Consider the following 17,120-nt stretch of genomic DNA (forward strand, 5'->3'; position numbering starts at 1 on the left):
ATGATGAAGTTGAATATTCCTGCCGGCGCCCGCCTCACTGATTTAGTCAGTGGGCAATCCCTGGATCAAACCGCCATCGCCAGTGCAGTGCTGGAGTGGCAGCAATTGTTGCAGGACCTGTCGGCCCGGCGTTTAGTGTTGTGGGCTGATACCAGTCTGGACTGGGTGTTGTTAGATATCGCCTGTCTGCACAGTCAACAGTTATTCGTGCCAATGCCGCTGTTTGCCAGCCAGGGCCAGTTGGCTCACGTGTTAGCCAGTGTCGGCCCGGAATTTTTATTTAGTGACCGCGAATTGCCAACTGAAACTACACGCCAGCTTGGCCTGACTTTACGCGGTCGTTGCCGGAGCTTTTATCTGTACCAGACGTCGGCTGAGCTACAGCAAAAAGCCTTACCGGTGCCGGCTGGCACGCAAAAAATCACTTTTACTTCTGGTTCAACCGGTCAGCCCAAAGGCGTTTGTCTGTCGGCGCAAACTCAACTGACGACCGCGCAAAGCCTGGTTGAACGGATTGCGCCCAAGCTGCAAAACGTGACCCGGCCCCGGCATTTATGTCTGCTGCCGCTGTCGCTGCTGCTGGAAAATATCGCCGGCGTTTATGCGCCGTTATTAGCCGGTGGTGAAGTGCTGCTGATGCCAGATGCCGGCCGTGGTTTTGCCGGCAGTAGTCTGGCCAATCCGCAACAATTACTGGGCCTGATTAGTCAGACCCAACCCCATAGCCTGCTCTTAGTGCCGGAATTGCTGCAACTGCTGGTACAGGCGGCGTTAAAAGGCTGGCCAGTGCCTGCCAGCCTGCAGTTTATCGCGGTCGGTGGCGCCAAAGTGGCGGTCGATACCTTACGCCAGGCTGCAGCGCTGAAACTGCCAGTGTTTCAGGGTTATGGTTTAAGTGAATGTGGCTCGGTCGTCGCACTTTGCGGTGTCGACGCTGCGCACGCCAGCGATGCAGCATTACAAAGTGCCGGCAAACCACTGGCACATCTGGAAGTGCGCATTGAGCAAGGTGAAATTCAGGTCAAAACGCCATTTCTTGGTTACATGGGACAAAGCGAGGCGCAAGCCGACGCATGGGTCGCCACCGGCGATTTAGGCCAATGGAGTGCGGACGGTGATTTACAAATCCTGGGCCGGCGTAACAACTTATTGATTTCAAGCTTTGGCCGCAATATTTCGCCGGAATGGGTCGAAAGTGAACTGACCAAAACCGGTTTGATCCAGCAGGCTGTGCTGTGTGGCGATGCGAAACCTTATTGTGTTGCACTGCTGTATGCCGCGCCAACGGTCAGCGACCAGCAGCTGGCGGATTATCTCGACTGGCTGAATCAACAGCTGCCGGATTATGCCCGCGTCGCACGTTTTCACCGGCTGAACACGCCGTTGTCACAAGCGGAAGGCACCTTAACAACCAATGGCCGGCCACGCCGGGCCAGCATTATGCAGACCTATCAACAACAGATCGCCGCGTTATATCCGGCGGACTGAACTACTGAGCCTGATTTTTCGCGGACGACCGCTGTTTCCGGAGTGACTTATGAGCTTTTACCAGACTTTATTGCAAGCAACTGAACAAGACCGTTTATACCTGTTGGGCGCACCTATTATTGCCCGTTGCTTCCATGGCGATATCAGCCGCGATGACTATGTCGCTTTCCTGACGCAGGCCTATCACCATGTTAAACACACAGTGCCATTGCTGATGAGCGTTGGTGCCTTGTTACCGGAATCAAAAGAATGGCTGCGTGAAGCCGTGGCGGAATATATCGAAGAGGAACTGGGGCACCAGGAATGGATCCTGAACGACATCAAGCGCAGTGGCTATGACAAAGAAGTGGCGCGACACAGCACGCCGTCTTTTGCCACTGAAATGATGGTGTCTTACGCCTATGACATGGTGCGCCGTATTAACCCGGTTGGTTTTTTTGGCATGGTGCTGGTGCTGGAAGGCACGTCCACCGCTCTGGCGGAAAACGCCGCTGAAACCATCGCGACCAAACTGCAGTTGCCAAAGTCAGCGTTCAGCTACCTGACATCACACGGTGCGCTGGATCAGGACCACATCAAATTCTATGAAAACCTGATGAATAAAATCGACGACCCGGCTGACCAAGCGCTGATTGTGCACGCAGCCAAACGTTTTTACCGCTTATATGGCGATATTTTCCGTACCCTGACGCCGGAGCATGGCATCACCAAGCTGGCTGCCACAGCAGATGCCGCGGCAGAGGAGGCGGTCTGATGGAACTTCGTGGCAAAACGGTATTACTGACCGGTGCCAGCGGTGGTATTGGTCAGGCGATCGCGCTGCAGCTGGCAGCTGCCGGCGCCCGTCTGGTGCTGGTCGCGCGCAACGCAGCGCGTTTAGCCACGTTACAGGCTGAGCTTATCGCCAAACATCCGGCCGATCACCAGATCTTTAGTGCGGATTTAACCAAGGAACAGGAACGGCAGGATTTACTGGCGTTTGTGCGGGGTCTGCAAGGCATTGATCTGCTGATTAACAACGCTGGCATCAGCCAGTTTGGTCTGGTGGCGCAGCAGGATTATGCCACGCAGCTCAGCACCAATCTGCTGATGCCAATGTTACTGACGCAAACTTTATTACCCGAATTGCAGCGCAAAGCGGCGGCGATGATTGTCAACGTCGGTTCCGCATTTGGCAGTATCGGTTATCCCGGTTTTACTGGCTATAGCGCCAGTAAATTTGGCCTGCGCGGTTTTACCGAAGCGCTGAAACGTGAGCTGTCGGACAGTGCGGTGCAAGTGCTGTATTTCGCGCCACGTGCCACAGATACCGCCATTAACAGTGATGCGGTGGTCGCGATGAATCGTGAACTGGGTAATCAGAGTGATAGCCCGGCTTTAGTTGCCGCGGCTTTGGTACAACAAATTCAACAGGATCAGGCGCGGCGTTTTATTGGCTGGCCGGAGCAATTATTCGTGCGGGTCAATGCAGTCCTGCCCGGTATCGTCGACAAAGCACTGGCCGCCAAGCTGGCCGTGATCCGTCGTTACGCACAACTTTCCCAACCTTAAGGCTTATCACCATGAAAGTATCCATCAAACACTTATTCGCTGCTGTGACCTTATTGGCCAGTTCTACCGTGCTGGCTGATGTGTTGGCCGACATTAAACCACTGCAGGACCGCTGGGCCGAAGTGAACTACGCATTGCCGGAAGATGACCGCGAAAAAGCTTTTGCCGAACTGCTGGCGAGTGCCGACAAAGTGGTTGGCAGCAATCCGGATAAAGCTGAAGCGCTGATTTGGCGCGGCATTATTAAATCAAGTTATGCCAATGCCAAAGGTGGTTTAGGTGCGTTGTCGGTGGCTGAAGGCTCCAAAGCCGATTTAGAACAAGCGCTGCAACTGGACCCAACCGCTTTGCAAGGTTCAGCCTACACCAGCCTTGGTGTGTTGTATTCGAAAGTACCGGGCTGGCCAATCGGTTTTGGCGACAACAAAAAAGCCAAAGAATTGCTGTTAAAAGCGCTGGAACAAAACCCACAAGGGATTGATCCAAATTACTTTTACGCTGATTATTTAGCAGGAAAACGCGACTGGGCGCAGGCTTTGCGTTATCTTGAAATTGCCAAAGCGGCACAGCCGCGTCCGGGGCGTGAAAGTGCCGATGCCGGCCGCCAGCAGGAAATCGCGGCATTACTGGCCAAAGTGCAGAAAAAACTGAAAAAATAATTGTCAGTCAGATATACCCCGAATCTTCAAGGATGACGGGTATAAATACGGAGAACGGATGCGGGTATTATTAGTTGAAGATGATCAGGCGCTGGCGCAAGGGGTGCAGTTAGCGCTGAGCGATCAGGGCTTTGCCGTCAATCACGTCAATACCGGTGCTGCGGCATTGTCCAGTATCCGCAGCGGCGATTGTGACGCTGTAGTGCTGGATTTAGGCCTGCCGGATATGGATGGGCTCGATGTGTTAAAGCAAACCCGCCACAAATTCCCGCGCTTGCCGGTGTTGGTATTGACCGCGCGTGACGGCGTCGATGATCGCATTCGAGGCTTAGATTTAGGCGCCGATGATTATCTGGTTAAACCCTTTGCATTAACAGAATTGTTTGCCCGGCTGCGCGTCATTGAACGCCGGCTTGGCACTGCGACCAGTCACTTAATTACCGTTGGCCCTGTGGTGCTCGACAGCAGCGCCCATCAGGTGCAGGTCGATGGTGAAGCTTTAACACTGTCGCGACGTGAATATGTGTTGCTGAAGTTGCTGCTCGAATCGGCCGGCCGCATCAAAACCCGCGAACAAATTGAAGCCAGCCTGTATGCCTGGGGTGAAGAAGTCGCCAGTAATGCGCTTGAAGTGCATATCTCGAACCTACGCAAAAAACTGCCCAAAGACTTTATCAAAACCGTGCGTGGCGTTGGTTACAGCGTGAGTGCGGCATGACTTCAATCCGGCGTTATTTGGTGACTTTGTTAATCGCCTTGCTGACGCTGACCAGTTTTTTAGCGGCGCTGCAAAGTTATCGCCAAAGCAGCGCCCAGGCGCAACGCCTGTTTGATGAAGATCTCAAAGCGTTGGCGGCCAGTGTGCTGGCGCCATATCAACATACCAACTCACAGACCGCGGCCAATATGGCCGAAGCCAATGCCATCCAGTTATGGCAGGGCGACCGTCTGCTTTACCACAGCGCTCAGACGCCAGACACTTTAATAAGTCCACAGGATGGCTATAGCGAGCAGAATTTTGCCGGTAAACGCTGGCAGACGTTTCGCCAGACGGTGGAAGATTTGACGGTGATTGTCGCGCAGCCGTTACAGGATCGGCTGGCATTATCGGACCAGGTGGTGTTGGCGTCGATTTACCCGGTGGTACTGAGTCTGCCGCTGCAGGCGCTACTGATTTGGCTGTTGGTCGGGCGGGGCTTAAGGCCGCTGCTGGAGCTGGCGCGCCAGCTGACACACAAAAAAGCCGACGATTTATCACCGTTAAAACTGGAGCAAACCCCGCAGGAACTGGACCAGATGCTGTCGAGCACCAATCAATTGCTGGCGCGACTGGATGACGCCTTTGCCCGCGAAAAACGTTTTGCTGCCGATGTGGCGCATGAACTCAGAACGCCGCTGGCCGTATTACAGGTGAACCTGCACAATGCGCAGCAGCGCTGGCGTGAGGCCGGTCTGGCCGATCCGGACCAGATCATGCAGGCACTGCAAGATGGCGTCAGCCGGATGAGTGCACTGATTGAACAAATCATGTTATTAAACCGTACTAATCCGGCGCATTTCTCGGCCAAACTGCAGAAATTGGATTTAGCAGTGTTATGCCGCGATGTGGTCGCTGAGTTATATCCGCAAATTGAACGGCGCCAGCAGCAAATCGCACTGGAAGGTGATGAGCAGGTGCTGCTGGATGGAGACGCCTTTGCGCTGAAATTGTTAGTGGTGAATCTGGTCGGCAACGCCAGCAAATACACGCCGGAGCATGGCCAAATCCAGCTGACGCTGCAGCAAAATGCCGACCAGGCCCGCTTGCTGGTGGAGGATTCGGGCCCAGGGATCGCGCCGGAGGAATATGCACGGGTGTTTGAACGTTTTTATCGGGTCGGTGGGGACCGGCATCAGTCTGGACAACCCGGCAGTGGGCTGGGTCTTGCGATAGTGCAGGATATCGCGCTGTTGCATCAGGGCCGCCTGGCGCTTGGCCGTTCAGCGCTGGGTGGATTAGCAGTGACATTGGAGTTGCCATTGTGCCATCAAAGCCATTGATCAATCAGATGAGACCAACACCGGTTCACCAGCGCCTGACGCTGTGGCTGCGTTTGAGTTTGTTGCTGAGCGGATTCTGGTCAGTCTGGCTGGGCGCTGCCGAAATTCCGGTATTTCGCCTGACGCTGAAAGATCATTTATTCAGCCCCAGTACTTTGCAGGTGCCAGCCGGACAAAAAGTAAAAATCATTATTCACAATCAGGACCCAAACCCGGAAGAGTTTGAAAGCTTTTCGATGAACCGGGAAAAAGTGATTCTGGGTGGCAGTTCCGGCGTCGTGTTTGTCGGCCCGCTGCAACCCGGCACTTATCCGTTTAGCGGCGAATATAACCCCGACAGTGCCAAAGGCCAACTGATAGCGCTGCCAAAAGAGCAATGGCAGGCCCTGCAAGCCGGAGGCGATGATGCTGATTAATACCGTGGTCTTGCTGCTGCGGGAATTATTGCCGGTGGTGCTGTTATTAAGCTTGTTACTGGCGGCAAACCCGTCAGCGATGCGCGCCATTCTGTTACGGGTGCTGATGTTAGGCGCACCGCTACTGCTGCTGCAAAGCAGCCAATACAGCCTTCTGGCCGAACTGTGGGACGGACAGGGCCTCGAATTCTGGTATGCCTGTTGTTATGGCCTCTGTGCGTTGTTGATTGCCGCGTTGTTACTGCAAAAAAACCAGCATGTCTGGCTGGCTGCGACGGCGGTGGTGGCGTTGTTACTGGTCAACGGCAGTAACCTGGTGTTGTATTTATTTTTGTACCCACGCCAGCTGGACGACAGCCAAAGCCTGTGGCTTGGGGCTGCACTCGGCAGTGGCATCAGTCTGAGTATTGCCGTGCTGATTTATCATCTGGTGCTGGAATTACAGCTGTACTGGCGACAGGTGGCGGCAGTATTGCTGTGTTTTAGTGCTGCGCGGCAAGTCAGTGCGGCGGTGTTTATTCTGCATCAGATGGATTTGCTGGGGGGCGCAGCACCGATGCTGAGAGCGCACCTGTGGATCGATGAGAGTTCTGAATTGGGTTATTTTTTGAATGCACTGATCGGCTATAAATCCAGTCCGAGTCAGGGCCAGTTGCTGGCGTGGAGCCTGACGCTGATTTTGTTGCTGGTATTACGCCGGCGGGAGCTGAGGTCATGAGCAGAACATCATGGTTAACATCGCTGGGTTGCGGCTTGCTGTTGACTGGCTTTTCCGGCATAGCGCTGGCTGATGGCCGTGTCGTCGATAAGGTCTATCACCCTTATGTGCAGCCGTATGAGCAGGAATTTGAATATCGGTATGTCTATCAGAAGCAGAACGCGCACCAAAACGATAACGACATGGCGCAAAAGCTGGGTTATGGCCGGGCCATCGCCGACCGGGTGGCGCTGGAACTATACGTGATGGCAGAGCGGCGCACGCCACAGGATTATCAGATCACTGGTTACGAGCTGGAACTGCGCTGGATGTTAACCGAGCAAGGTCAATACAGTGCCGACTGGGGCATGTTGTTTGAGCTGGAACGCGAGAATCATTTAGGCAATTACGAATTTACCAGCGGCCTGCTGATGGAAAAAGAATTCGGCCCAACCAGCCTGACGTTAAATGCGCTTGCCGTTTATGAATGGGGCAATACGGTAGAGAATGAACTGGAAGGCGAATTCCGGCTGCAATACCGTTATCGCTATTTGCCGCAGCTGCAACCGGCGTTTGAATTTTATGCTGGCGAGAATTACAAAGGCGCAGGTCCGAGTCTGATGGGCGTACAAAAGTTTGAGCAAATGAAAATGCTGAAATGGGAGCTGGCCGTGATCTTTGCTATTGATGCATCGACGGTCAATAACACACTGCGGTTTGCGCTGGAATATGAGTTCTGATTGGCGTTGCTTGAGGGGGCTGGTCGGCAGAGCAAAGGCTTGCTGTGACCAGTAAATTTGTGTAAGTTTTGTGACGCTTACTGTTTGCCGCTTTCTTAAGGTTGATTTAAGAAAGCTCCGGCACACTACCCGATGTATAAAAATAACAAGTTGCAGGGTTTAGATGTCACAGCAATCTTTTCTGGGCCGCCTCAGCGGTCCTTATCTGGTATTCACTCATTTTATTGTTCTGGCACTGGCTGGCTTAACGTTGAGCCGGCTGGCCTTGATGTTATGGCAATGGGAGCGGGTGCAGGCTGCAGGCAATCCGCTGTGGATGTTAGTGCAGGGCGTACGCGCGGATTTGATTCTGCTTGGCCTGTTATTGGTGATCCCGCTGCTGCTGGCTCCTGTGCTGGCGGTCTCGCGCTGGAAAATACTGTGGCGCCGCTTTAGTTATATCTGGTGCCTGATTGCACTGACCTTATTGATTTTTATCGAATTATCGACGCCTTCATTCCTGCTGCAATATGACGTCCGGCCGAATCGTTTATATATCGAATACCTGAAGTATCCGAAGGAAGTATTTAGCACTTTATGGCATGGCTTTCGCGTGCCGCTGATTTTGGGCACTGCATTCACCGGTCTGTTGGTGTTTTTAGCGATGCGGCGTTTACGTGCGGTGTCAGCGCGACAAGGCTGCACCTCGAATCAAAAACTGTGGCTGAGCTGGCCGTTGGTGGTGATGCTGGTGTTTATCTGCATCCGCTCGACCACACAACACCGACCCGCCAATCCGGCGTTGTTTGCTATCACGCCGGATGCGATGGTCAATTCGTTGATCATCAGCTCGGGTTATTCGGTGTTGTATGCGATTTACAGCCTGCGCCATGAAGCACGCTCCACTGAGATGTACGGCAAGCTGGATGAAGCGACTATGTTAAAACAAGCGCTGGACTGGCCCTGGTTAAAACACTATCAGTTCAATAACCCGGCGCAGCCGACCTGGCATCAACAGCAGGCAACTGTCCAACGCGACAAGCCACTGAATCTGGTCATTGTGCTGCAGGAAAGTATGGGCGCGACTTTTGTGAAGTCGCTTGGCGGTGTGCCAGTGACACCTGAGCTTGAACGACTGAAGCAACAAGGCCTGTGGTTTGAACAGTTGTATGCCACCGGTACCCGCTCAGTGCGCGGTATTGAAGCGGTGGTGGCAGGCTTTGCACCTACGCCGGCACAAAGCACAGTGAAGCTTTCCAATAGCCAGCAAAATTTCACCACGCTGGCGTCAGTGTTAAAAGCGGCTGGTTTTCATACCCAGTTTATTTACGGCGGGGAAGCGCATTTTGACAATATGCGCAGCTATTTTACCGGCAACGGTTTTAGTCAAATCGTCGATATCAATCAGATTAAACAGCCCAAGTTTGTCGCCAGTTGGGGTGCCAGTGACGAGGATTTGTTTGATAAAGCCGATGCAGAGCTGACCCGCCTGCAGCAACAGCGCCAGCAAAGTGGCCAGCCATTTTTCAGTCTGGTGTTCACGTCCAGCAACCACGAACCTTTTGAATTTCCCGATGGCCGTATCGACCTGCACGAACAGCCGAAAAATACTGTCAATAACGCGGTGAAATATGCCGACTGGGCGATGGGACAGTTCTTTAAAAAAGCGCGGCAAAGCAGTTATTGGCAGGACACATTGTTTTTAGTCGTCGCCGATCATGATAACCGCGTCTATGGCTCGAATCTGATCCCGGTAGAGAAATTCCGCATTCCTGGCCTCATTTTAGGTGCCGACACCAAGGCCGGTAGTATTGATACACTGACCAGTCAGATTGACCTGGCGCCGACTTTGATATCGATGCTGGGTGTCAGCAGCTGTCATTCGATGATTGGCCGTGATCTGACCCTCGACAGCACATCACCGGGGCGGGCCCTGATCCAGTTTGACCAGTATTTTGCACTAAAGCAGCCGGAAGGCCTGACCATCTTAAAACCGGATGGCACTGTGGTGCGCGGTACTTATGATGAAGCAAAAAAAGCACTGCATTTGAGTGATTTACCGGCTAGCCGCCAACAATATGAACAAGCGTTGGCGCAAGTCCAGTTGCCGTCTTATCTGTATCGCGAAGGCAAATATAAGAGTGAACATCGCTGTGACACGCCGGTGGTCGCACCTTAACGTGATTCTACAGGCAAAGGCTTGTGTCATGGCACTGATCAGTTTTAGCGTCAGTGTCGTAACGAGTTGTGGATCACACATCCCGAATCAACCAGCACAGGAACCTTTGCCAATGACTATCTCTGTTCGTTTATTCCCTGCTTTTGCGCTGCTTGGCAGCGCTTTGTTTGTCAGTTCTGTTTGGGCCGCCGATGCGCCAAAAGTCAGTAGCCAACAACTGGCGCCACAGCTTTATCTGGTCAAAGGCAGTGGTGGTAATATCGCTGCGCTCCTTGGCAAAGATGGCGCTTTAGTCATTGATGCGCAGTTTGCTGCAACAGCGCCGCTGGTCAAATCCGAGCTGGACCGGCTGCAAAGCGGCATCAGCGTCAACACGCTGGTCAACACCCATTTCCATAAAGACCATACCGACGGCAATGCTGCTTTGGCTGGCGGTGCCCGCATTATTGCGCACCAGGCCGTGCTGACCCGATTGCAAAGTGATGCCAAGTTTAACCAAGCTGGTTTACCAACCGAGACTTTCAGCGGCGAAAAAACACTGAATCTGAATGGTCAGCAGGTGCTGCTCAGGACTATGCCGGTCAGCCATACCGATGGTGACTTAGTGGTGTGGTTTCAAGCACAGAATGTGCTGCACATGGGCGATTTGTTTTTCGCCGATCGTTTCCCGTTTATTGACCTCAGCAGCGGTGGCTCGGTTGCTGGTTACATTGCCAATACGAAGACCATCCTCAGTCAGGTCAACGACACCACCAAAATTATTCCGGGCCATGGCGATCTGATGGATAAAGCCGGTTTACAGCGCTTTCTGGCGATGATGGAGCAGACTTTAGTTGAAGTGCAGGCGATGAAAGCGCAGGGTTTAAGCGCAGATCAGGCGGTGGCGAAAGGCTTGTCTGCCCAGTGGAAAAAATGGAGCTGGAATTTTATCACTGAAGAGAAGTGGATCCAGACTTTGTATCAGGCCTGATTTCGCATGAAAGCGCCATCTGTCCAGTAGTAGGGTAGATGGCATTATCAGCTGATGGTATCGTCTTAAATGATTGCTTTGTTAGAGTCGCCGGCGCCATTCATCAGCGATTTATTAAATCATGGTGTGTATTCGTAAAAAATATACCAGCCGTCACTCAACGCAATGGTGTAATAAATTGGCTTGAATTCTTCTATCATTTTTTCGACGTCGATATCTTTATGGTATGGGCTTATTCTTTTAGGATTAAATACATATCCAATCATCTGACCGCTGCCTGTCATGAGAGTGTCCCATACACTCATAGATATGCGACAAGGCTCGCCAGATATTATGATGTCTCGCAAAAATTCACCATTGATAGTGTTTTTTAATTCATTGTCCAGTTCAGGATAAGCTTTTAGCTCTTCTTCAGTTGTTCTCCCTTCGCTGTCATGGAAAAAACGGTGAAAAACAATTTTATGTTTTTGTTGAGCAAGGCATGTCGTTTTTGACAAGTTTAAGAAGGTGTCTTTGTTTTCAGTAAAGTATGTGGCCAGTTCTTCGTTGGTTGGTTTTTCGTTGTATGCAATGATTGCAAAAAGCGAAAGAATTAGAACTAAAAAATAGTATTTTTTTTGCATCAAAAAGTCCGTTTTTGTACAGGCTCGTCATCCGAGTCATTTGGGCGGCGTTTGTTTTATCTTTTATTATCAACCAGTAATATCACGTGCGGTGTTAAAAACTGCCTGAAATTGATGCTGAAGTCAACAATGACGGAATGATACATAGTCAGCCTTGGGGAGGGCGTGTAGGCACATGGGCGATTTGTTTTTTGCTGATCGTTTCCCGTTTATCGACCTCAATAGTGGTGGCTCCGTCGCAGGCTACATCGCCAACACCAAGACCATCCTCAGTCAGGTCAACGACACCACCAAAATTATTCCGGGCCATGGCGATCTGATGGATAAAGCCGGTTTACAGCGCTTTCTGGCGATGATGGAGCAGACTTTAGTTGAAGTGCAGGCGATGAAAACGCAGGGTTTAAGCGCAGATCAGGCGGTGGCGAAAGGCTTGTCTGCCCAGTGGAAAAAATGGAGCTGGAATTTTATCACTGAAGAGAAGTGGATCCGGACTTTGTATCAGGCCTGATGCTGCATTGAATAGCCGGCCTGACCGTGATGTCCGCAGGTCGGTTATTTTAAGTAAACAAATTGTGATTAATGGTTGCGTCTTTGTATTTGTTTAGCTAGTGTGAATATTGCCATGCAAATATACAAGGACTGCCGCCAATGAAACTTCGTACTTCTGCCACTGTTATTGCCGCTCTGCTGTTAAATCCATTAACGACACCTGTTGTTGCAGCCTCCACAGTGCAGGCGCAAGCTGCACCATCCCAGGCTCAGCAATCCGGCCCAAATCAGACATTACCCGCCAGTTTTTTTGGCGGCGTAGAGCAAGGCAAAAAAATCGACTACAAAGTACTGGACTTGGTGCTTCGCACTTCAGTGCTCAGCGAAGGCATTCCGCAGCGCAGCACAGTATTGGAACGTGAGCAGCGTTACGACATTTATCGCAGCTATCCGGTAGGTGATCATTTTACTGCACTGTCGGCCAATCGTTTTCATTTTGAAGAGTATCAAAATAATCCGGAAATGCGCGATGTCGTGACGCAGCTGCGCCAACAGTTGTCGGCAGTACCGGACCAGACTCCGCTCAATCAGCTGAGCAAAAACGAACAACTGGCTTATTGGCTGAATCTCTACAACGTCACCGTGCTGGATGAAGTGATCAAAGTATATCCACGCAAAGATCTAGCAACGTTTTTACTAGGCACATCAGAACAACCTGGCTTGCTGAGTCAGAAGATCCTGACCGTCGCCGGTGTCCGGTTAAGTCTGGATGATATTCAGTTCGCTATTCTGCCGAAACAATTTCCACAGCAACCGGAAGTGATTTATGGCCTGTATCAGGGCATTATCGGTAGTCCGAATCTCCCGGCTATCGCCTATACCGGTAGCAATGTGCAACAGCAATTGGTGAAAAATGCCGCTGAGTTTATTAACTCTAACCGCGGTACTTTGCCAAAAGGCACATTAGGCTTCCGCGTATCCAGCTTTTACCAACGCAGCGCGGCTTATTTCCCAGACTTTCAGGCCGACCTGCGTAAACACTTAGCCACCTATCTGCGTCTTGATGAGCAACCTTATCTGCAGGGCAGTAAAACCATCCTGACCAATTTGTCGAATTATGCCGTCACCGATGTGTACGGCACTTTACCCAACACCAAGGGCCATAAAACAGCCGTTCAAGTGGCGGCATTACCGTTAGGGCCGGTGGTCGCCCGTAAACTGACTGCTGAACAGCGGGAACGATATCATTTACTGAAACAACGCGGTCAGACCATGCAAGCCAGCCAACCATCGACCGCAACACCGGAAAAACAACCGGCAGCGGCGATTTAACGTCATCTTCGGCAAAACAAAAAAGCCCGCAGTGCGGGCTTTTTGCTTTGCGGGAGTATCGGGACTACATCAGTTGTGGCGGTGTTTTAATGCCACGGGCATTGCGTTTACCGGCCAGTTCCAGTTCTGCCAGATGGAACAGATTGGTGAACACCAGTGGCGGCGCCGGATAGCCGAATTGTTCGATAAATGCGATGCGGGCTTGCTCCAGCAGCTGGTTACACAGCTGGTCGTAGGCTGAATAACCGTCGTAGCTGTACGGTTCCTGTAAAGCCGCCATCCCATGTTGTTGCTGCATCCGGATAAACCAGTTCAGTAAAAACTCGTATTCTTTGACGTCGAGAATTTCGCGGCAATCCAATCCCATCAGTGTGCTCCGGCCAGAGTTGATAGCCTTTAACAATCACGCCGTTATAGTGCGGCGTGGGCCTTGTGGATCAACCGACTGCGGCTGAAAACCAGCGCGGATGATTGGTCCGGTCAGTGCCTGGCGCACAATCCCGGGCTTAAGTGCCACAAAACGTCTGGTAGTTGCAAAAACTGGCTGGCGGCAATTCAGCCCAATGCAGCTCATCGTCAAACGGGGTTTGGCTGGCGTTTACAAATGCCCGTGCCGGTCCGAGATCACCATTGAGTGCACTGTCGATGATTTGTTCAATGCGGAAGTTACGCGGAATAAAAGCCGGATTGGCCTGTAGCAGCTGTTGGCTCAGCGCTACCGGGTCCAGAGCCGCTGCAGTCAGCCGTTGTAGCCAACGCTGTTGCCAGGCATTAAAAGCGGCAGGTTCAGCAAATAGCTGGCCGGCCAGAGCGCCCGGAATGGCGGCAGGGCGCGACAGCTCACGGAAAAATAACGTGAAATCAATTTGTTGCTGCGAAAGTAACGTCAACAGATCATCAATCAGCGGCAGATCAGGCTCAAGCGGCGACGGTAAGCCTAGCTTCGCGGCAAACCGCTTTAGTCGTGCGGCCTGATACAGTGCCGGGAAGTCGTTGAGCACGGTCATCGCCGCGGCGATGGCTTGTTGCTCGTCTTCGTGCAGCAATACCAATAATGATTCGGCAAGCCGCGCTAAATTCCACTGAGCGATCGGCGGCTGATTGCGATAGGCGTATCGACCCTGGCTATCAATCGAGCTGAAACAAGCGCTGGGGTCAAATGCATCGATAAAGGCACAAGGGCCATAGTCGATGGTTTCGCCGCTGACGGTCATATTGTCGGTATTCATCACGCCATGGACAAAACCAAGGCTCATCCAGTGCGCAATCAGGTCGGCCTGTGCCGTAGCGACTGCGCGCAACAGTGCCAGATAAGGCTGTGCATCATCGCGTATTTCAGCGTAATGCCGGGTGATGACATAATCGGCCAGCGCTTTGACATCCGCACTGCTGCCGTGCATCGACGCATACTGAAAAGTCCCGATGCGGATATGCGACGCCGCGACCCGGGTCAGCACTGCACCGGGTACCCGTGTATCGCGGTAGATGGTTTCGCCAGTGGTAACCGCAGCGAGCGCGCGGCTGGTGCGCACGCCAACGGCGGCCATCCATTCGCTGATCAGATATTCCCGCAGCACAGGGCCAAGCGCGGCACGGCCATCACCACGGCGCGAAAACGGCGTCGGACCCGCGCCTTTTAACTGCACGTCAAAGCGCTTGCCGCTGAGGCTCAGCACTTCAGTCAATAATAAAGCCCGGCCATCGCCCAGGCGGGGCGCCAAAGAACCAAACTGATGGCCGGTATAGGCTAATGCCGTCGGTTGCATCCAGGGCGCCAGCTGGTTGCCGCAAAAATACTGCAGGCCCAGTGGTGTTTGCCTGGCGCCTTCTGGCCACTGCAACTCTGCCGCTAAGGCAGCGTTAAACAGCAGCCAGTCTGGCGCTGCCACAGGCGTGGGTGCCACTGTCTGATAAAACAGCGGGCCCAGCGTGCGGTAAGTCAGTTCAGCGGTGAAAGGCATCAGTGGTGGTGATGATCGCAGTCGTCATCACATTCATGGTCGTGATCGTCAGCGAATTCGTCGTCGCCGTCCTGATGTTGCATCACGCCCCAACCGTCGTTATGGCCACTGAATTTTTTGGCAAATTTATCCAGTTCGGCTTCTTTGGCGGTGATCACCGCATGGTCTGGTTGCATGTTCAGCGACACAATCAGCTCCCACTGATCCAGGTCATTTAAATTCAGTTCGACTTCACCGGGTTGCTCCAGTTTGCTCATCGCTTCCAGCGCCTTTTCGGCTTTGTCGCGATTGGGAAATACCAGGTAAAAATCCAGATCCAGCGGTTTGGTTAAATCCATGCCGGAATCGTGCATGGCTTGCAGCATATCGCCGTTGCCGTCGTCAGGAAATTGGCTCATATCAGCTCCGAATTAAAAGAGGGAAGTAAATTGCGGATAGTGTAACATTTTTTTCTGCTGTACAGGCGTTTCAACCGGGCGCTTTGCTGGCCGCCAGCGCCGTTTGTTCCGGCCCCAGTTGCCGGACAAAAGCTTGCAGTTGTGGGTAAAACTGCAAAAACAGCTGGTCTAATTTGCGGTAATGGAAGCGAATTTCGTCAATGCTGCCGGAAAACTGGTTGGCAAAACGGATGCGGCTGGCAATACGGTCCAGCGCCAGACCGATGTCTTCGATACTGCGATAACTGGCAAACCAGTCGTGTTGCACAATGGACGTCACGGTGGCAGCCATTGCTGGTGGCATTTTGGCGCGTTGTTGCCATAAGTCCTGATAAATCTGCTGGCACAACGGTGAATAGGCCCGTTGTTCAAAACGCTGCCAATGCCGTAATAAAAAATGGTCAAACAGCACATCGACCATCACTGGCGCAAAGCGGCGCCGCTGTGCACTGAATAAGGCTTTGGCCGCGCGCACCTCGCTGGCAGCATCGGTAAAGCGGTCGATGGCGCGATGGCGCAGCAGGCCGGCATGGACGACCGGCGGCAGGGCGCTGACATCAACGCCATGACAAAAATCACCCAGCAGGTTACCAAAACGCGCTTCGGCGTTGTCTTCGGCCAGTACCAGATGGGCGAGGAAATTCAAGGCACGGGCCTGGGTTGGGGATTGGGTAGCGCCGGAACCCGCTGCTGATGCAACAACGATTGCACCAGACCAGCCAGCAAAATCATCGCCACGCCACCCAGTTGCAGCGGGCTCAGTGTTTCGCCAAACAGCCACCAGCCGGCCAGAATAACCGCAACGGGTTCGATATAAGCCAGCGTGCCAAACACCCGCGTTGGTAAATGCTCAAGCGCGACAATCGCCAGATAAATCGCCAGAAAGCCGGGGAAAAAGCCGGCTAAAAATACCCACAGCAGCGTGTCTGCGCCAGGGATTGGGGCTGCACTCAGAAACGGCAATACACATAAAGCGCCGATGATCAGCTGATAAAACGCCCGTTGTAGCGGTGATTCTGATTTACCGCTGTGCCGGTTCGCTAACAAAAATCCTGTATAGGTGACCAGTGACAGCATGCCATAGACAAAACCCGGCCACTGCGCTTCGGTCAGCACCAGGTCGAGTTTAAATTGCTGCAGCATGGCAAAGCCTAAAAACGACAAGGCGATCAACAGCCCTGAAGCCAAATCCAGTTTTTCATCGAACAGGAAATGCGCGGCAATGGCGGCGAGTGCCGGCGCCAGATAAACCAGCATAATGGCGTTAGCAAGGCTGATAAAACTAATGGCCTTGAGAAAACACATCATAAAGCTGGCCAGCAACACGCCATTGAGCACAATGCGCCGGTCCGGCTTTTGCTTCAGTTCGGCCTGTTTACCCAGTAGCAGGACCAGCGTAAACAAGCAGATGGCGCCAACAAACAAGCGATAAAAAGTCAGTTCAGCCGGTGCTAAGCCGGACAGGCGGGCAATGACGCCGCTGCTGGCCATCGACACGGCGGAGATTAAAGCAAGGATCAGATACAGGTTCACAACAACTCCAAAGGAACATTCAAAGC

The 17,120-nt window shown here is 52.6% G+C and carries 19 protein-coding genes; 13 read left to right on the top strand and 6 right to left on the bottom strand.

Annotated elements, in window-relative coordinates:
• From ATY27_RS11905 to ATY27_RS11955, 11 genes are all read left to right on the top strand, one after another.
• A complete protein-coding gene (locus ATY27_RS11905) occupies positions 1 to 1,488 on the top strand; it encodes an AMP-binding protein (protein WP_208930863.1) in 1,488 nt (495 codons plus the stop codon).
• A 49-nt stretch (positions 1,489 to 1,537) separates the two neighbouring features.
• A complete protein-coding gene (locus ATY27_RS11910) occupies positions 1,538 to 2,242 on the top strand; it encodes an iron-containing redox enzyme family protein (protein ID WP_208930864.1) in 705 nt (234 codons plus the stop codon).
• Positions 2,242 to 3,039 carry an SDR family oxidoreductase gene (locus ATY27_RS11915; protein WP_208930865.1) on the top strand — a complete coding sequence of 266 codons (798 nt, stop codon included), beginning with the start codon at positions 2,242 to 2,244 and terminating at the stop codon, positions 3,037 to 3,039. Before ATY27_RS11910 ends, ATY27_RS11915 begins: the two co-directional genes overlap by 1 nt.
• A gap of 11 nt (positions 3,040 to 3,050) precedes the next feature.
• Positions 3,051 to 3,698: a hypothetical protein gene (locus ATY27_RS11920; protein ID WP_208930866.1), complete on the top strand. Its 648-nt coding sequence runs from the start codon at positions 3,051 to 3,053 to the stop codon at positions 3,696 to 3,698.
• 58 nt (positions 3,699 to 3,756) lie between these two features.
• Positions 3,757 to 4,416 carry a response regulator gene (locus ATY27_RS11925; RefSeq protein ID WP_208930867.1) on the top strand — a complete coding sequence of 220 codons (660 nt, stop codon included), beginning with the start codon at positions 3,757 to 3,759 and terminating at the stop codon, positions 4,414 to 4,416.
• Positions 4,413 to 5,738 (top strand): ATP-binding protein, encoded by a 1,326-nt coding sequence (locus tag ATY27_RS11930; RefSeq protein ID WP_208930868.1) that lies wholly within the window; start codon positions 4,413 to 4,415, stop codon positions 5,736 to 5,738. Before ATY27_RS11925 ends, ATY27_RS11930 begins: the two co-directional genes overlap by 4 nt.
• A gap of 8 nt (positions 5,739 to 5,746) precedes the next feature.
• On the top strand, positions 5,747 to 6,154 hold the full coding sequence (locus tag ATY27_RS11935; RefSeq protein WP_208930869.1) for a cupredoxin domain-containing protein: 408 nt from the start codon (positions 5,747 to 5,749) through the stop codon (positions 6,152 to 6,154).
• Positions 6,141 to 6,872: a hypothetical protein gene (locus tag ATY27_RS11940; RefSeq protein ID WP_208930870.1), complete on the top strand. Its 732-nt coding sequence runs from the start codon at positions 6,141 to 6,143 to the stop codon at positions 6,870 to 6,872. The genes ATY27_RS11935 and ATY27_RS11940 overlap by 14 nt, the downstream gene beginning before the upstream one ends.
• Entirely contained in the window at positions 6,869 to 7,591 is a 723-nt protein-coding gene (locus tag ATY27_RS11945) for a hypothetical protein (RefSeq protein WP_208930871.1), read from the top strand. Before ATY27_RS11940 ends, ATY27_RS11945 begins: the two co-directional genes overlap by 4 nt.
• A gap of 163 nt (positions 7,592 to 7,754) precedes the next feature.
• Entirely contained in the window at positions 7,755 to 9,749 is a 1,995-nt protein-coding gene (locus ATY27_RS11950) for an LTA synthase family protein (protein ID WP_208930872.1), read from the top strand.
• Between the two features lie 112 nt (positions 9,750 to 9,861).
• Complete coding sequence (locus ATY27_RS11955; RefSeq protein ID WP_208930873.1) at positions 9,862 to 10,719, top strand: MBL fold metallo-hydrolase; 858 nt, start codon at positions 9,862 to 9,864, stop codon at positions 10,717 to 10,719.
• 119 nt (positions 10,720 to 10,838) lie between these two features.
• On the opposite strand, the gene ATY27_RS11960 is transcribed toward ATY27_RS11955, so the two are convergent.
• Positions 10,839 to 11,342 (bottom strand): hypothetical protein, encoded by a 504-nt coding sequence (locus tag ATY27_RS11960; protein WP_208930874.1) that lies wholly within the window; start codon positions 11,340 to 11,342, stop codon positions 10,839 to 10,841.
• 175 nt (positions 11,343 to 11,517) lie between these two features.
• Here ATY27_RS11960 and ATY27_RS11965 point away from each other — a divergent pair, with 175 nt between their 5' ends.
• Together ATY27_RS11965 and ATY27_RS11970 are read left to right on the top strand one after the other, a co-directional pair.
• Positions 11,518 to 11,850, top strand: a complete 333-nt coding sequence (locus ATY27_RS11965) for a hypothetical protein (protein ID WP_208930875.1) — start codon at positions 11,518 to 11,520, stop codon at positions 11,848 to 11,850.
• A 140-nt stretch (positions 11,851 to 11,990) separates the two neighbouring features.
• Positions 11,991 to 13,163 carry a DUF547 domain-containing protein gene (locus ATY27_RS11970; protein ID WP_208930876.1) on the top strand — a complete coding sequence of 391 codons (1,173 nt, stop codon included), beginning with the start codon at positions 11,991 to 11,993 and terminating at the stop codon, positions 13,161 to 13,163.
• A gap of 64 nt (positions 13,164 to 13,227) precedes the next feature.
• Here the strand turns inward: ATY27_RS11970 and ATY27_RS11975 are convergent, their stop codons facing one another.
• The 5 genes from ATY27_RS11975 to ATY27_RS11995 all read right to left on the bottom strand — a co-directional run bounded on the left by ATY27_RS11975 (position 13,228) and on the right by ATY27_RS11995 (position 17,094).
• A complete protein-coding gene (locus ATY27_RS11975; protein ID WP_208930877.1) occupies positions 13,228 to 13,530 on the bottom strand; it encodes a hypothetical protein in 303 nt (100 codons plus the stop codon).
• A gap of 139 nt (positions 13,531 to 13,669) precedes the next feature.
• Positions 13,670 to 15,124: a protein adenylyltransferase SelO gene (locus tag ATY27_RS11980; RefSeq protein ID WP_208930878.1), complete on the bottom strand. Its 1,455-nt coding sequence runs from the start codon at positions 15,122 to 15,124 to the stop codon at positions 13,670 to 13,672.
• On the bottom strand, positions 15,124 to 15,522 hold the full coding sequence (locus tag ATY27_RS11985; protein ID WP_208930879.1) for a ribonuclease E inhibitor RraB: 399 nt from the start codon (positions 15,520 to 15,522) through the stop codon (positions 15,124 to 15,126). The genes ATY27_RS11980 and ATY27_RS11985 overlap by 1 nt, the downstream gene beginning before the upstream one ends.
• A 70-nt stretch (positions 15,523 to 15,592) precedes the next feature.
• A complete protein-coding gene (locus ATY27_RS11990) occupies positions 15,593 to 16,207 on the bottom strand; it encodes an ACP phosphodiesterase (RefSeq protein WP_208930880.1) in 615 nt (204 codons plus the stop codon).
• Positions 16,204 to 17,094, bottom strand: coding sequence for a DMT family transporter (locus ATY27_RS11995; protein ID WP_244151285.1), 891 nt, complete (start codon positions 17,092 to 17,094; stop codon positions 16,204 to 16,206). Before ATY27_RS11995 ends, ATY27_RS11990 begins: the two co-directional genes overlap by 4 nt.
• Positions 17,095 to 17,120: the final 26 nt, after the last annotated feature.

It is taken from the genome of Rheinheimera sp. F8 (assembly GCF_001518915.1).

Coding starts and splice junctions, on each gene's coding strand:
- ATY27_RS11905 (WP_208930863.1), top strand. CDS start 1: ATGATGAAGTTGAATATTCCTGCCGGCGCCCGCCTCACTGATTTAGTC.
- ATY27_RS11910 (WP_208930864.1), top strand. CDS start 1,538: ATGAGCTTTTACCAGACTTTATTGCAAGCAACTGAACAAGACCGTTTA.
- ATY27_RS11915 (WP_208930865.1), top strand. CDS start 2,242: ATGGAACTTCGTGGCAAAACGGTATTACTGACCGGTGCCAGCGGTGGT.
- ATY27_RS11920 (WP_208930866.1), top strand. CDS start 3,051: ATGAAAGTATCCATCAAACACTTATTCGCTGCTGTGACCTTATTGGCC.
- ATY27_RS11925 (WP_208930867.1), top strand. CDS start 3,757: ATGCGGGTATTATTAGTTGAAGATGATCAGGCGCTGGCGCAAGGGGTG.
- ATY27_RS11930 (WP_208930868.1), top strand. CDS start 4,413: ATGACTTCAATCCGGCGTTATTTGGTGACTTTGTTAATCGCCTTGCTG.
- ATY27_RS11935 (WP_208930869.1), top strand. CDS start 5,747: ATGAGACCAACACCGGTTCACCAGCGCCTGACGCTGTGGCTGCGTTTG.
- ATY27_RS11940 (WP_208930870.1), top strand. CDS start 6,141: ATGATGCTGATTAATACCGTGGTCTTGCTGCTGCGGGAATTATTGCCG.
- ATY27_RS11945 (WP_208930871.1), top strand. CDS start 6,869: ATGAGCAGAACATCATGGTTAACATCGCTGGGTTGCGGCTTGCTGTTG.
- ATY27_RS11950 (WP_208930872.1), top strand. CDS start 7,755: ATGTCACAGCAATCTTTTCTGGGCCGCCTCAGCGGTCCTTATCTGGTA.
- ATY27_RS11955 (WP_208930873.1), top strand. CDS start 9,862: ATGACTATCTCTGTTCGTTTATTCCCTGCTTTTGCGCTGCTTGGCAGC.
- ATY27_RS11960 (WP_208930874.1), bottom strand. CDS start 11,342: ATGCAAAAAAAATACTATTTTTTAGTTCTAATTCTTTCGCTTTTTGCA.
- ATY27_RS11965 (WP_208930875.1), top strand. CDS start 11,518: ATGGGCGATTTGTTTTTTGCTGATCGTTTCCCGTTTATCGACCTCAAT.
- ATY27_RS11970 (WP_208930876.1), top strand. CDS start 11,991: ATGAAACTTCGTACTTCTGCCACTGTTATTGCCGCTCTGCTGTTAAAT.
- ATY27_RS11975 (WP_208930877.1), bottom strand. CDS start 13,530: ATGGGATTGGATTGCCGCGAAATTCTCGACGTCAAAGAATACGAGTTT.
- ATY27_RS11980 (WP_208930878.1), bottom strand. CDS start 15,124: ATGCCTTTCACCGCTGAACTGACTTACCGCACGCTGGGCCCGCTGTTT.
- ATY27_RS11985 (WP_208930879.1), bottom strand. CDS start 15,522: ATGAGCCAATTTCCTGACGACGGCAACGGCGATATGCTGCAAGCCATG.